Origin of the sequence: Pontibacter liquoris, assembly GCF_022758235.1 — a bacterium.
GTDB lineage: Bacteria > Bacteroidota > Bacteroidia > Cytophagales > Hymenobacteraceae > Pontibacter > Pontibacter liquoris.
The window spans coordinates 1347615-1362338 of record NZ_JALEBG010000001.1 but is presented as its reverse complement, the minus strand read 5'-3'; the positions used below and the strand labels follow the sequence as shown (position 1 = coordinate 1362338).

At 54.7% G+C, this 14724-nt stretch carries 10 protein-coding genes; 7 read left to right on the top strand and 3 right to left on the bottom strand.

Features of this window, described 5'->3' with window-relative positions:
* Positions 1–89 precede the first annotated feature (89 nt).
* Positions 90–2636, top strand: coding sequence for an ATP-dependent helicase HrpB (gene hrpB, locus LWL52_RS05590; RefSeq protein WP_242917734.1), 2547 nt, complete (start codon positions 90–92; stop codon positions 2634–2636).
* Positions 2637–2870: 234 nt separating this feature from the next.
* Entirely contained in the window at positions 2871–3167 is a 297-nt protein-coding gene (locus LWL52_RS05585) for a hypothetical protein (RefSeq protein WP_242917731.1), read from the top strand.
* Between the two features lie 133 nt (positions 3168–3300).
* On the opposite strand, the gene LWL52_RS05580 is transcribed toward LWL52_RS05585, so the two are convergent.
* Positions 3301–4443, bottom strand: coding sequence for a DEAD/DEAH box helicase (locus LWL52_RS05580; protein ID WP_242917729.1), 1143 nt, complete (start codon positions 4441–4443; stop codon positions 3301–3303).
* Positions 4444–4716: 273 nt separating this feature from the next.
* Here LWL52_RS05580 and LWL52_RS05575 point away from each other — a divergent pair, with 273 nt between their 5' ends.
* The 3 genes from LWL52_RS05575 (at position 4717) to LWL52_RS05565 (ending at position 9726) form a co-directional block, all read left to right on the top strand.
* The gene (locus LWL52_RS05575; RefSeq protein ID WP_242917727.1) at positions 4717–6183 is read left to right on the top strand and encodes a M28 family peptidase; all 1467 of its coding nucleotides are present in this window, start codon (positions 4717–4719) and stop codon (positions 6181–6183) included.
* A 269-nt stretch (positions 6184–6452) separates the two neighbouring features.
* Entirely contained in the window at positions 6453–7775 is a 1323-nt protein-coding gene (locus LWL52_RS05570; RefSeq protein ID WP_242917725.1) for a flavin monoamine oxidase family protein, read from the top strand.
* A gap of 115 nt (positions 7776–7890) precedes the next feature.
* Positions 7891–9726, top strand: a complete 1836-nt coding sequence (locus tag LWL52_RS05565; protein WP_242917722.1) for a glycoside hydrolase family 2 TIM barrel-domain containing protein — start codon at positions 7891–7893, stop codon at positions 9724–9726.
* A 102-nt stretch (positions 9727–9828) separates the two neighbouring features.
* Here LWL52_RS05565 and LWL52_RS05560 read toward each other — a convergent pair whose 3' ends face one another.
* Positions 9829–10170: a hypothetical protein gene (locus LWL52_RS05560; RefSeq protein WP_242917720.1), complete on the bottom strand. Its 342-nt coding sequence runs from the start codon at positions 10168–10170 to the stop codon at positions 9829–9831.
* Between the two features lie 374 nt (positions 10171–10544).
* Between LWL52_RS05560 and LWL52_RS05555 the strand changes: the two genes are divergently transcribed.
* The gene (locus LWL52_RS05555) at positions 10545–11663 is read left to right on the top strand and encodes a class I SAM-dependent methyltransferase (RefSeq protein ID WP_242917718.1); all 1119 of its coding nucleotides are present in this window, start codon (positions 10545–10547) and stop codon (positions 11661–11663) included.
* Positions 11664–11693: 30 nt separating this feature from the next.
* Here LWL52_RS05555 and LWL52_RS05550 read toward each other — a convergent pair whose 3' ends face one another.
* Entirely contained in the window at positions 11694–12272 is a 579-nt protein-coding gene (locus LWL52_RS05550; RefSeq protein ID WP_242917715.1) for a TetR/AcrR family transcriptional regulator, read from the bottom strand.
* Between the two features lie 469 nt (positions 12273–12741).
* On the opposite strand from LWL52_RS05550, the gene LWL52_RS05545 reads away from it, so the two are divergent.
* Positions 12742–14673, top strand: a complete 1932-nt coding sequence (locus LWL52_RS05545; protein WP_242920653.1) for a M13 family metallopeptidase — start codon at positions 12742–12744, stop codon at positions 14671–14673.
* Positions 14674–14724: the final 51 nt, after the last annotated feature.

Genomic DNA, 14724 nt, shown 5'->3' with positions numbered 1-14724 from the left:
TTTACCTGGCTGAGGCATGCGGTTGAAAACACGAAAACACCTGTGTCCGCATACATTCTTTCGATTAGAATACCGACCTTTGCGGCGCTATGTCTTCCACTGAAATGTTTTCCGAATTGCCTGTTTTGCCGGTTAAAGAAGCGCTCCCCCGGTTACTGGCTGCTTTTGAGGCCGGTTCGCGGGCGGTGCTGGAAGCGCCGCCCGGCGCAGGTAAAACTACCCTTGTTCCGCTGGCGCTGCTGCAGGCATCCTGGCGAGCCAAGGGCAAGATCATTGTACTGGAGCCCCGGCGCCTGGCTGCAAGAGCCGCCGCCCAGCGCATGGCTGACCTGCTGGGCGAGGCTGTGGGCCAGACCGTAGGCTACTGGGTGCGGATGGAGCATGTGGCTTCCGCTAAAACAAAGATCGAGGTGGTGACCGAAGGCATCCTTACCCGGTTGCTGCAGGAAGACCCGGCGCTGGAAGGCGTGGCCGCCGTTATCTTCGACGAATTTCATGAGCGTAGCCTGGCGGCAGACCTGGGACTGGCGTTGGCATTGGATGCGCAGGATGTTTTAAGGCCCAACCTGCGCCTGCTTGTGATGAGTGCCACGCTGGATGCCACGGCGGTGGGGCAATGGCTCGACGCACCCGTTATCCGGAGCGAAGGCCGTCAGTTCCCGGTCGAGACGCATTACCTCACGCCTGCAGCTGTAGCCGCTGCCGGTCACCGCCCGGCCGAACGACTGGCAAACCTGGTCCCTAAGGCCATCCGGCAGGCTTTGCAAAAAGAGCCGGAGGGCGATGTCCTTGTTTTTCTGCCCGGTATGGGCGAAATGCGCAAAGTTGCCCAGCACCTGGACGGCACTTTGCCACCCGCCACCGACCTGCACCTGCTGCATGGCGAGCTGGCTCTGTCGCGGCAGCTGGCTGCCATTCAACCGGCACCCCGCGGCAAACGCAAGGTTGTACTGGCTACCAGCATTGCCGAAACCAGCTTAACCATAGAAGGTATAAAAGTGGTCGTGGACGGCGGCTTTGCCCGGGTTCCCAAGTTTGTTCCCCGCACCGGCCTCACTACCTTAGTCACCATCCCTGTATCGCTGGCGGCTGCCGACCAGCGCCGCGGACGTGCCGGCCGCTTAGGCCCCGGTGTGTGCTACCGCTTATGGTCTTCGGCCGACCAACTGCAGCTGCAGGCACGGCAATCCCCCGAGATCTGTGAAGCCGACCTGACCGGCCTGGCCCTGGAGCTTGCCATTTGGGGCGTAAAAGATGCTGCCGCACTCCATTGGATGGATGCCCCGCCGGCCGCTGCGCTTGCCCTTGCCCGTGACCTGCTGGTGCGCCTGCAGGCGATCGATGCAACGTTTAACCCCACGCCCCACGGCAAAGCATTGGCTTCGCTGGGCATTCACCCCAGGCTAGGCCACCTTGTCATGTGCGGCCATGAGATGGGCGCTGGGGCCACTGCCTGTGCGCTGGCTGCGCTGCTTTCCGAACGCGATATTTTAAAACCTATGCAGGTGCCTTTCGGAGCGCCCCTGCCGGACCTGCAGCTGCGCCTGGAAATTCTTGCCGGCAAGCGCCCGCCTATGCCGGGTTTTGTACTTGACGAAAATGCCCTGCGCCGGGTGCGGGAACAAGCCAACAACTTAAAGCAGCGGATACGCGTCAACGAGAGCACTATTTTGCCGGAGATGGCGGGTTTGCTCACGGCGCTGGCCTACCCCGACCGGCTGGCGCAGCGCGAATCGTCGGGGCGGGTGAGGCTGATAACCGGGCAGCGGGCAGCATTAGCCACAGAACTATTTACCGAAGCGGAGTTTTATGGCGTAGCGCACCTGGAGGCAGGCAACCAGGCCCGGGTCATGCTGGCGGCACCCCTGTCCAAAAACGACATCCTGACCTATTTTTCGGAACAACTGGAACAGCTGCAGGAAGTGCGCTGGAATGCCGCCCAAGGCCGTGTTAATTCCCGACAAATTATGCGGCTGGGCGCGCTGCTGCTGGAGGAAGCAACCCTGCCAAAACCCGACCTGGCGCTAGTAGCAGAAGCGCTGCTGCAGGCCTTGCAGGACAAAGGCATCAGGCAACTGCCGTGGCCGGAGCAGGCCCTGAAAACCCGCGAGCGGCTGGCCTTTCTGCACCAGCTGGCACCCGGGCAGTGGCCTGATGTTTCGGATGAAGTGTTAGCAGCCACTATGCCCGAATGGCTGAGACCCCACCTCATAGGGCTTTCATCTCTGGAGCAGGTCAGCCGGCTCGATTTTGAGGAGATGCTGCTGGGAGGCCTATCCTGGGAGCAGCGGCAGGAAATGGACCGGCTGGCCCCGACGCACCTGCAGGTCCCCAGCGGCTCCCGCATTGCCCTGGACTATTCCGAAGTAACTACGCCGGTGCTGGCCGTCCGGCTGCAGGAAGTATTCGGCCTGCTGGATACCCCGCGCATTGCCGGGGGCAAGGTGCCGTTGCTGCTGCATTTGCTCTCCCCTGCTTCCCGGCCGGTGCAGGTAACCCGCGATTTGCGGAGTTTCTGGAGCAACGGGTATTTTGAGGTGCGCAAAGATCTGCGCGGCCGCTACCCCAAACACCACTGGCCCGACGATCCGCTCTCCGCCCCGCCTACCCGCGGCACAAAGAAAAGACCGCAGTAGGGTTTGTTGAGGCACGAGAGCACAGTGCTCGAAACAGGGCTGTGCCCAGGGTATAATGCTGCCCTTTTCCGGAAGTATAACAAAGCGCAATAAGGCTAATCCTACCCAGGGTTTCGCATTGTGGCAGCGGCAGAAAAAGCTGGAATTCAAATTTTTTGAAGATTAAGCAAACATTAAAATTCGTCTCTACGTTTTCATAGGAGCGTTATGCTTTTAATAAACTAACATATAACTATGGAAACAAAAGACTTAAAAGACCTAAAAACAAAAGCGGATAACTATAATCCCCAACATAAAGAAGGACCGGTAGCAGCCGCTATCGAGAAGTATACTTCTAAAATACCATCTGATGTATACCTGTGGGCCGCACTTGGTTCCATGGCAGTTTCTGCCACTTTAAAGATCATGAATAACAGCAAAACAGCTTTGTTTGTCGGCCAGTGGGCACCTTCTTTCCTGATCTTAGGAGTTTACAACAAAATCGTAAAAGAGCAGGGCTACTATAAAGACAAAGGCCCGACAGCTTTTTAAGGATGAACGTATAAAGTATGAAATAAAAAAGAGGAAGCTTTCGCTTCCTCTTTTTTTGCCTGCCCCAAAGGTTGGTAGGAATTCTTATACTTATACTTAGACATGCCTCCACTGGGCAGCAACCGCGCCCTTCTTACTGACCCGCCAGGTCCAGCTCGTCTGTCGGGAGCAGGGGCACTTGTTTGCCCATTTTTTTCTGGATGATCTTGAAATGATGCGCATCCTCAGGGCAAATGAGCGAAATGGCTTCGCCCTGCGCAGCCGCACGGCCCGTGCGGCCAATACGGTGCACATAATCTTTCGGGGAGCGCGGCAGCTCGTAGTTGATCACGTAGGGCAAAAATTTGATATCGATGCCCCGGGAGGCAAGATCGGTGGCAACCAACACCCGCAGCTTGCCTGCTTTAAATTTTGTAAGTGCATCCGTGCGGGCGCCCTGACTTTTATCACCATGCAGGGCGGCCGCCTGTATGCCGTGTTTCAGCAGTTTTCCTGTTACATTGTCCGCTGTCCGGATCGAAGAGGTAAAGACCAGCACCTGCTGCATATCTTTCTCCCGGATCAGGTACCGGAGCAAAGGGCCTTTTTTCTCGGGCCCGACCTGGTAGGCTACCTGCGTGATCAGGTCAGGCACCGACGCTTCCTCCTCCACCCTGATCACTACCGGGTCCTGCAACAGATCGGCTACCAATTTTTCAACATCCGCTCCCAGCGTAGCCGACAATAAAATATGCTGACGCCTGGCGGGCAGCAGCGCCAGCACTTTGTCCATTTCTTCCTTAAAGCCCAGGTGCAGGATCTTATCGGCCTCGTCCAGCACCAATATCTCTACTTCCGACAGCCGCACGGCATTGTTCGAAACCAGGTCGAGCAGGCGGCCCGGCGTGGCGACCAGCACATCCGTGCCATTCAGCTGCATCATCTGCGGGTTAATGGAAACCCCGCCATACACAGCCAGGGTTTTTACCGGGCGGGGTAGTGCTTTCCCAAATGCCTGCATCACCTCTCCTATCTGCAAGGCCAGCTCCCGGGTAGGCACCAGTACCAGCGCTTTCACGTTGCGGCTGCGGGCAGGCTTAGCCTGCTGAAACAGCTCCAGAATAGGCAGCGCAAAGCTAGCCGTTTTACCGGAGCCGGTCTGCGCAATGCCCAGAACATCCTTCCCCTTCAGAATGGCCGGAATCGCTTCCTGCTGGATGGGGTATGGCTGCGTATAGTGGTTCGCTTCGATCGCTTTTAAAAGCGGTTTGGATAAACCTAGAGAGTAAAACGACATAAGAATGACTGAATTTTAAAAGTAAACGGGGCAGTAGCCCCTGCAAAGATACGACTTAATTGCTCCCATACCTGCCGAAGCGCTACTGCCCTCTGAAGTAGTCATCATCACCTTATACTTACCTACACTTGTAATCCACTCCCACAGCAAGAAGCCGGTAACCAGCACGAGATGTTTTATACTTGCATAGGCTATGTAACAGATAATTAGCCGGCAAGGCGCAACTTTCCGCATTTAATGCTTATTTTGGAGGCGTACAACTATTCCAATCTTATGCACAGAAAACTAATTGCCAGTGCGTGCGCCCTGTTGTTAGCCTGCACGGGCTTTGCCCAAGTAAACCCTACCTGGCCCGTTATCTTTAAAAAGATCAACACCGAAGTACAGCAAAACTCTAAAGCCTATAGTACCCTCGGAGATGCCACGTCTACGATCGGTCACCGCCTCACGGGTTCAGAAAACGGCAAGAAAGCGGAAGAATATGCCTACAACCTGCTCCGTTCGTATGGCTTTAAAGACGTGCGTTACCAACCATTTGAAGTAGAAAGCTGGAGCCGCGGCACCCTGCAAGTCGAAGTTGGCACAAAGGCCGGCCAGCTTGCCCCGGTTAAATCCGTTTCGCTGGCGCACTCGCCGGTGAAAGCCGACCTGACAGCAGCAGTAGTAGACATGGGCAATGGGTTGGAAGTTGATTATGCTGCCCGGCCTGCTGCCGTAAAAGGCAAAATAGCGCTCGTATACCTGGGTGTGCTGCCCGGCTCGCCGGAAGGCACCGGTTCGCTGCACCGTTCCGAGAAAACAGCGATTGCCATCAAGTATGGCGCAGCTGGTATCATCATTATCAATACTGTGGAAGGGGGCACGCTGCTGACAGGTACTGCCTCCGTGACGGGCAAGCTGATCCCGATCCCGGCGGTTTGCATTGGCAAGGAAGATGGTTTTAAGCTGAAAGAGCAACTAAAAGCCGCTCCCCTGCAGGCCCATATCGCCATGACCAACACATCGGGCATGATCAAGGCACGCAATGTGGTGGCCACGCTGAAAGGCAAATCGAAGCCGAATGAAAAGATAGTAGTAGGCGGCCACCTCGACTCCTGGGACCTGGCTTCCGGCGCGATCGACAACGGCATCGGCTCTTTCTCGGTGCTGGACATGGCGCGTACGTTTAAAACCCTGAAGCTGCAGCCCAGCCGCACCATCGAGTTTGTAATGTTTATGGGCGAAGAAGAAGGCCTGCTGGGCTCCAAAGCCTATATCGCGGATGCTATCAAAAACAAGTCGATCGAGAACGTGGCTTTCATGCTCAACTACGATATGACGAACGATCCGAAGGGGTATAATGCCAGCGATGCATCCTGTAAGGAGTTGTTCAAGTCGATCGGGGCCATTGCTGCCAAAATCGATACGACCTTTAAGAATGAGTTCTCCTCGCGTGCCGGCCTGCACTCCGACCATCAGCCTTTTATGCTGCATGGCGTGCCAACAGGCGGCTCGTTTGGCGGTAAGCTGCCCAATAACAGCGGTGGCTGCTACCACGCCGATTGCGACGCGTTTAACCTGGTAGACGAAGCTGGATTGAAAAATACTGTCCGGTTTAGTGCCATGCTGCTGTACGGCCTGGCCGATACGCCCCAACTGCCGGCCAAGCGCCGCAACGATGCAGAAACAAGAGCCTTCCTGATCGAAAATAAGCTGGAAGAGCCGCTGAGAATTGCCGGCGAGTGGCGCTGGACTGATTAATAACCTGCGGGATTAAAGGATGTTCCTTGCCAGGACAGCCGCTATACTTCAGGTATAGCGGCTGTTTCTTTTTAACACGCTCTTAGGTCAATTAATCAACTCACATGCTGATCGTTACAAACCACTTTCCTTCTGCTTCCATTTCGCCCGGCACTATCCCGGCGGCCTTCCCCTGCCTGTTTATCGTAACACAAGCTTCGAGATAAGAATAATTTTAGCTCCATTAAACCACCCGGCGGCTTTAATGGGTTGCCGGCAAAGTATAACCTATGATACAAGCGGATATCCTTATTATCGGAGCCGGCGCTGCAGGCCTGCAGGCGGCCCGTACGCTGGCAGCAGCAGGCCGGCAGGTAGCTGTGCTCGAAGCCCGTCACCGGATCGGGGGCCGCGTTTATACCTTTAAGCCTGATGGATTCTCTGTCCCGATAGAAGCTGGAGCGGAATTTATACATGGCGACCTGCCCCTGACCAATGCCCTGTTGCAGGAAGCCCACATGACGTTTCAAGCCATGGCTGGCAGCACTTACGAGGTGCAGCAGGGCATGGTGCTGGAATCAGAAGCCTTTCTAGCTGGCTTCGATGAGATGCTCGCCCGGTTGCAGGAACTAACGCAGGACATGTCGCTAGCGGCATTCCTGGCACAGTACTTTCAGGGAGAAACTTATGCAGCGCTCCGGGAGTCAGTCACAAAATTTGCTGAGGGCTACGATGCCGCCGACATACAGAAACTGAGTGCGATGGCTTTCCGGGAAGAATGGCTGGGCGGAGGCGCCCTTAATTCCTCCTTTCCGCATGGTGGGTATGGGCAGGCCTTTGATTTCCTGTACCAACGCGCAAAAGCCGCGGGCGCTACTTTTCACCTTGCGCAGGTGGTGGAGGCAGTGCACTGGCAGGCAGGCCAGGTACGGATCAGCTGCCGTTCAGGGCAACAGTTCACTGCCGCCAGGGTGCTGGTCACCGTACCCCTGGGGGTGCTGCTTTCCGAGCCTGGCAGCGAAGGGTACATCCGCTTCGCTCCTGCCCTGCCCGAGCATGCTGCAGCCTTGCAACAGCTGGGCTTTGGCCCGGTGATAAAAATTATACTCGAGTTTCGGCACGCCTTCTGGCAAAACGAAGCTCTGCAGGCGCAGGCACGCCAGTTGCCAGCGCTTAGCTTCCTGCTCTCCGATGCCACACCGGTGCCGACCTGGTGGACGCACCTTCCTGACAACACGCCGCTGCTGACCGGCTGGCTTGCCGGGCCGCAGGCGCTACACCTGCATCATTTGGCAGAAGATGCCCTTGTTGAGCAGGCCCTGGCGTCGCTGGCGTATATTTTTGCCACCAGCCGGGATTTTCTTAACGAACAACTGGTCGCAAAAAAAGTGGTGAACTGGGTGGCGGATCCTTATGCCCGGGGAGCTTATGCCTACGCCACTGTAAACGCCACAGAAGCGATGAAAGTGCTTTGCCAACCTGTGCAGGAAACCGTATACTTTGCCGGAGAGGCACTCTACCAGGGGCACGCCATGGGTACCGTGGAGGCAGCGCTGGCCAGCGGCCTGCAGGCAGCCAACCGCATATTGGGCGATGCCGGTGCCGGCAGTTAGTCTTATAAAATGGGCTTATGGCAGCGGGCTTCCGGCAACAATTCTTATCTGTAAGCTGCGTTTTACCGTTATACATTGAAAACTTAATTTATCAGCGCTACCTAACAGGCCATTTATGGGAACAACACATCAGAATTTCAGTTCTACTGAAGGCACCCAGGAACTTCACAACGGCAAAGAACAGGAAAACCCCTTGCCAAGGGCCGTGCTGCGGCCAAACATGCATTATCTGCTGGATGGGGAATGGCAATTTGAACATGACCCGAATGACCGCGGCCTTCGCGAAGCCTGGTACCTGGGCCACCGCTATACTCATACGGCCCACTGGCCCGGCTCTGTGGAAGAGCACATGGCCAACTCCCGGGGCAAGCAAGGGCCTGCCTGGCAGGATAATGTCATTGCCTGGTATGAGCGGGAATTTCCGCGCCCTGAACGCAATACCCAATCAGCGCCTTCTATCTTTCAGATCACGTTTGGTGCCTGCGGCTACGAGACCCGTGTGTGGCTGAACGGCCGGCTGCTGCGCACCATCGAGGGCGAAGACGTGCATTTTGGGGAGTATACCTCATTTTCCTACGAGCTCGACGAGGAGCACCTGCTCCCGGTAAATTACCTGACCGTGCGCATTGCCGATACCATGGACGCCGAAACCACGCGGGGCAAGCAGGAATCGCATGTGTTTAAGCGGGGCGGCATCTGGTATCAGACCTATACCGGCGCCACACGAAGTGTATGGCTGGAAGTTGTAGAGCGCAACCGCTTACGTTCCAGGGTGGGTGTGATCAGCGAGATAGAAGACGCCCTGGTGCGATTTGTGCTCACATCCCGCATCCACGACCCCGGCCAATATACCCTGAAGCTGAAAATATTCGAACTTGACACCCCGCAGGACGAGCCCCTCTGCGTTTCGGATTTCCCCCTGCACCTAGAAGCAGGGCAGCGGCGCCAGTATGTGGTGGTCAAGATGCCAGACCCGGAGCTGTGGTGCCCGGAGAACCCGCACCTCTACCGGCTGGTCGCCCAACTGGTGGATGCCAACGGGTACGCAGCTGAGATTGAAGCGCACTTCGGATTACGGAAGTTTGAGTCCAGGGGCCGCCACCTGTATCTCAACAACAAGGAAATATACATCGACGGCATACTTTACCAGCCGGGCACAGCTACCTACGAGGAAATGCGGCGCCACATGTTTGCCATGAAGGATCTGGGCTGCAACCTGGTGCGCGTACACATTGCTGGCGTAGACCCGCGCATTTACAACCTGGCTGATGAAATAGGCATGCTCTTGTGGGTGGAGGTCCCCAGCCCGCATAGTTCTACTCCCAGAAGCCGCGAGAACCATGCCGCCGAACTGCGCCGCATGCTGGCCCTGATCGAAACAAACCCCTCGGTGGTGATCTGGAGCCTGTATAACGAGGACTGGGGCGCGCAGGACATTGCCGTAAACCCCGAAACCCGCCAGTACATTATGGATGCCTACCACTACATGAAAATACGGCACCCGCAATTCCTGGTAGTGGACAACGATGGCTGGCAGCATATTTCCTATGAGGGAAAACTAAAATCCGACCTGCTGACCGCCCACCTCTATACCCCCGATCTGGCGCGATGGAAGGAACTGCTCGATCAGCTGGCGGCAGGCCAAATGGTGGGCGTGGCGGCCTTTCCGCTGGTAGTAGGCGATCCCTATTTCTACCGTGGGCAAACCCCACTGATCGTGAGCGAATGGGGAGGGTTTGGCTTCTCAGACTATGGCGGCCCGCAGAGTCTGGATGAACGGGCCGAGCGCATCCGCCAGTATAAAAAGGAGTTGCGCAAACGCCCCATAGCCGGCGACGTGTATACCCAGGCCACGGATATTGAAGATGAGCGGAATGGGCTGATCGACCCCAAAACCGGGAAGCTCTCAGTGCCCCCGGGGCTGCTTAACTCCAGCAATGATGAACAGTAAAGAAGCGCTTCTGCAGCATACGTATGCTGCAGAAGCGCTTCTTTTTTATCGCCAAATTCCGAGCAGAGCCAAACGGATGCAAAAGCAGGGCGCACCCAGAGTTTACTTTTTCCCAGCTTTGTCAAGGTCTTTGCCCAGGTCTTCTACCTGCTTCATAAAATTTGAGACCGTTTCGTCCGAATATGTTCCAAAGGCATCCGAGATGGTTCCTTTACGCCCGTCGGCAGTTTCCACCACATAGAGTATGGCCATATCGTCCGGGTTCGATTCACCTTCGAACCGGTAAAAGTTCACGATCTGCACCTGCTCCGGGGTAAACCGTCCATCGCCCTCTATCGTGCATAAAAAGCCATCGTCTGATACGGTAAAATCCTCCGTATACCCTTCCTGGCGAAGCTGCGACAAAACGGTCACCAGGGCGGTCAGTTCTTGTTTATCTTCCATACTTAGTTGTATTTTAATTTTAAGGAGTATAGCGACGGCACGCCGCAACGTGGGAAAGTAACTACCCTGTGGCAGTGACAAAGCCAGCTTCCCTTTTTGATTTACGAGAATAATCCCGGACTGGGCGACTAACTTCCTGTGCCGTTCCGGGGACGGCCGCACAAAGCAGATTTGATCCGCTGCGCCAGTGCAAAAAAGAAATCCTGTGGTGTTATACTTTTTCCCTGCCTATTCTAGCGACCGGCCGTTTCAGTCATGGTATAGTATCGCCTAACCAGGACTTGATAAGCCATTTCCGTGCAAAACATTAACCCAGATGCCTTATCTTTGGAGCCCGGCCCCGGCGCCAAGAGTAAATTGAACAATTACAATATATGACGGCCATTGTACCGAGTAATTTCTTTAAACAGGAGCGCACCCCAGCAGAGACAAAGTATGAATTGCTGGGCAAGTGCTTCGAGGCATGGTGCGCCGCCACATTCACACTACCCGGGCTGCCCGAAAAAGCGCTGCTCCTTGATCTGAACGCCGCCCCTGTTGCCGGCGAATACGTACCGCAGGCCATACTGTTGCAGCAGCTCTACCGCAGCACAGGCAGCCGGACGGACCTGAATCAAATCATCCATACTTTTTTCAGCGACCCTGATGCGCCGGCACTCGGGCATCTGCAAGAGCAGTTGAGCGCGCTTGCCTTTTACGAGAAGCTTATCCATCAACCGGCTTTCCTCTCTTCGCCGCAGGCACAGGCCGATGTGGCCGACATGCTTGCCAGCCCCGTGCCGGCCCTTGCCTTTCTGGATCCTTTTAACCTGAGCCATACCGGCGGGCTGCGACAGGAACAGCTGTTGGCAGCCGGGGTGGACCTGGTGCTGCTGCTGCAGCCACAAACACTGCTGCGCGCAATGAGCGGGAAAGCCAGCCAAAGTATGAAAGATTTGTTCGGAGAGCGGCTTACGCAGGTGCGCGGCTATTTTAAACGGGAGAAAGCACCCTGCCGCCGGGTGAGGTATACCTTGCTTGTTTTGCAGGAAGTGCTTGCCGAAAGAGATTATCTCGCCCTCAAATTCGACATCAATGCCCCTAACAGCGCCGAAGCCAGCTACTACCTGCTGCTTGCTTCCAGGCAAAAAGCTGTGTACCGGAGTTTTAAAGAAATGCTGCTCCCCTACTCGGTTTTTCAGGAGGATGGCGTGCCGTTGCTCCACACCAACCAGCAACAGCCCGACCAACTTGCTTTGTTTATCGAAGCACCCAAGTATACGGTCTTAAACCTGGCCGCGGAGTTGGAAGACAAAAGCAGCCTGTACAAGTATAAAGCGATCGAGAAAATATACGAAGAGCACCACATCGGCACGACCTACATCCTGCTCAATTACGTGGAGGCTTTTAAGCTGCTGCGCGACCGGGGAAAGATCGAGCTGCTCAACCCAAAGACCATGCAATCCATCCGGGCGGCTACAGCTGCGTCGGTGGTAAAGTATAAAACCTCCTGAGTGCAGGCAGCTGCAAAAAACAGCCTGTTCTTAATACTTTGATTTGATCAGGTCCAGCAGGCGGACAAACCGGTCTTTGTCGTCGTTTACGGAAAACAGGCGCCACAACCCTTCTACTGTCAGCAGCAGAAATTCGGCTTCCAGCTCCGGCTCTTTATACCCTAGTTTCGAAAAGGCTTCGACCAATTTTGTAGAAATAGAATTGGAATACCGCAGGTGATGTTTCTGGGCGATCTCCTCGTTGGTTAACTTAAACTGCATGCGCCAGAAAACACGCTCTTCCTCTACCAGTTTCAGGGGCATGTCCAGCACATTGGCCAGCAGCTTCTGCGGATCGTCCTCCATCATCAGTCCCTTGCTCCGTTCCATAATGCGACGGTAGCCTGCCTTCACCACCATGTCGAGCAGATTTTCTTTGCTTGCGCAGTGCTTAAAGATCAAGCCTTCCGAAACACCGGCTTTGCGCGCTATCATGCTGGTTGGCGTTGCATTGTAGCCATTCTCTGCAAACAGGATTAAGGCTGATTCTAATATAAGGTCTTTTTTTGTTTTGGCCATTTTACGATCGCCTTGCGGCACACCCTGGAAGTACGTTTTGTGAAGTCTCAAATTTAGGCATGTCTTTACACTATTTCAGCATCAAACAACTTTTTTTGTGCGGCAAGCAAAAAGCGCCTCTGCCGGCAACCTCCCCTGAGTCTGGTGAGGACGATTATCCAGGCAGTTTCAGAGCCCGAAACAAGCAAGCTGTCTTGCTGGGGCAGTCAGATCAAAACACCTTTTGGAGCGCCCGTTTCTCCTTGCATTAAAGTTCAAACAATAAATTTGTATTCCCCAGAAAGTTTTACTTTTATTGCATGTTATCATTATCTTTAAGAGTTAAAAACCTACTACCCTGAATTACTTTATCAACTTTAACAACTCTATGACTAACCAAAACGCTAAAGCTCCGGTGTCGAACTGGAAGAACCACCTCAAAATCCTTTTGTTTGGTGCGGCTTCGCTGTATGCCGTACAGGCCTCGGCGCAGTTTGACCCATCTGGTGCCCGAAAAACTCCTTTCATCGATAAGACGAACATGAACCTGTCGGTGAAGCCCGGCAACGACTTTTACGAGTATGCCAACGGCACCTGGCTGAAGAACAACCCTGTTCCGGCAAAGGAAACCCGCTGGGGAAGCTTTAACGAGCTGCGCGACTTTAACATCAATGCTGTTAAATCCATTCTGAACGAAGCGGCTGGCAACAAAAGCGCCGCTACCGGCTCTATTGAAAAGCGCGTAGGTGATTTTTACGCAGCGGCCATGGACAGCGCTGCCATCGACAAACTTGGTTACAAGCCGATCAAAGCCGACCTGAAAAGAGCCGGTAAAGTAAAGAATGTACAGGACGTGCTCAACGAGGCCGCTTACCTGCGTACCGTGGGTTACAGCTCGCCGATGTTCGGATTCTATGTGGGCCAGGACCGCAAGAACGTGGAGAACATGGTGCCCCAGCTTAGCCAGGGCGGCACTACGCTGCCTGACCGCGATTACTATCTGAAAAATGATGCCCGCAGCACCAAAATTCAGGAAGCCTATAAAAAGTATATCACCACGCTCTTCACCTTAACCGGTGCCAAGCCGGCCGTTGCCGAGAAAAATGCCGAAACCATCTTCAACCTGGAGAAAAAACTGGCTGCTGCGCAAATGAGCCGCGTGGAAATGCGTGATCCGTATAAAACTTACAATAAATTTGCTGTTGCGGACCTGAGCAAAACCACGCCGAACATTGACTGGCAGCCGCTAATGGCCAAAATGAAAGTAACCGGACAGGACACGGTGCTGGTAAACAACCCTGCTTTCTTTAAAGAGCTTAACAGCCTGGTAAAGAGCGTTCCGGTTGCCGACTGGCAGACATACCTGCAGTGGAGCGTGCTCAAATCGTCGGCCCCATACCTGAGCCAGCCTTTTGTAGATGCCAACTTTGCTTACTCGCAGGCACTGAGCGGCCAGAAAGTACAGACGCCGCGCTGGCAGCGTATGTCGTCGCTCACCGACGGCACCATTGGCGAATTGCTGGGCCAGTTGTATGTGCAGAAATACTTTAAGCCTGAGGCGAAAGCCCGCATGCAGGAGCTGATCGGTAACCTGATCAAAGCGTACGAGATCCGTATTAACAACCTGGAGTGGATGAGCGCTACAACCAAGCAAAAAGCTTTGGATAAACTCCACGCTTTCACTCCAAAGATCGCTTACCCGGACAACTGGAAAAACTACGACGGCCTGGAGATCAGCCGCAAGTCATTCTTCCAGAACCTACGCAACGCTGATTTATGGGCGTATAACGACATGGTGAGCCAGCTGGGCAAACCGGTTGACAGAACCAAATGGGGTATGTCTGCTCCAACGGTGAACGCCTACTACAGCCCGGTAATGAACGAGATCGTGTTCCCGGCCGGTATCCTGCAGTTCCCGTTCTTTGACCCGAATGCGGATGATGCCGTGAATTATGGTGGTATCGGTGCCGTGATCGGCCACGAGATCTCCCACGGTTTCGATGACTCCGGCAGTCAGTATGATAAAGACGGTACCCTGCGCAACTGGTGGACCGAAGAAGACCGTACGCAGTTCCAGAAGAAAGCCAATGCCCTGCAGGCGCAATATGACGCTTATACTATCCTGGACACGGTACACGTGAACGGCAAATTGACGATGGGTGAAAACATTGGTGACCTGGGTGGCCTGAACGCGGCTTACGAAGCCTTTAAGATGACGAAGCAAGGCAAGTCGAACGAGAAGATCGATGGCTTCACGCCGGATCAGCGCTTCTTCCTGGCCTGGGCACAGGTATGGCGAACCAACATCCTTCCAGAGGCAGCTGCCCAGCAGGTGGTTACAGACCCACACTCGCCGGGCCAGTACAGAACCATTGGCGCGCCGGTAAACATGGATGCCTGGTACCAGGCCTTTGATGTGAAGCCTGGCGACAAGCTGTATAAGAAACCGGAGGACCGTATCAGACTTTGGTAACGTATCCTTTAAACAGCCGCAGCGTTGTTTAAAAGGCTTATACTTAAAGAG

Bases quoted from the DNA above. Each gene is read 5' to 3' on its own strand.
- hrpB (WP_242917734.1), top strand. From the start codon at position 90: ATGTCTTCCACTGAAATGTTTTCCGAATTGCCTGTTTTGCCGGTTAAA.
- LWL52_RS05585 (WP_242917731.1), top strand. From the start codon at position 2,871: ATGGAAACAAAAGACTTAAAAGACCTAAAAACAAAAGCGGATAACTAT.
- LWL52_RS05580 (WP_242917729.1), bottom strand. From the start codon at position 4,443: ATGTCGTTTTACTCTCTAGGTTTATCCAAACCGCTTTTAAAAGCGATC.
- LWL52_RS05575 (WP_242917727.1), top strand. From the start codon at position 4,717: ATGCACAGAAAACTAATTGCCAGTGCGTGCGCCCTGTTGTTAGCCTGC.
- LWL52_RS05570 (WP_242917725.1), top strand. From the start codon at position 6,453: ATGATACAAGCGGATATCCTTATTATCGGAGCCGGCGCTGCAGGCCTG.
- LWL52_RS05565 (WP_242917722.1), top strand. From the start codon at position 7,891: ATGGGAACAACACATCAGAATTTCAGTTCTACTGAAGGCACCCAGGAA.
- LWL52_RS05560 (WP_242917720.1), bottom strand. From the start codon at position 10,170: ATGGAAGATAAACAAGAACTGACCGCCCTGGTGACCGTTTTGTCGCAG.
- LWL52_RS05555 (WP_242917718.1), top strand. From the start codon at position 10,545: ATGACGGCCATTGTACCGAGTAATTTCTTTAAACAGGAGCGCACCCCA.
- LWL52_RS05545 (WP_242920653.1), top strand. From the start codon at position 12,742: ATGAACCTGTCGGTGAAGCCCGGCAACGACTTTTACGAGTATGCCAAC.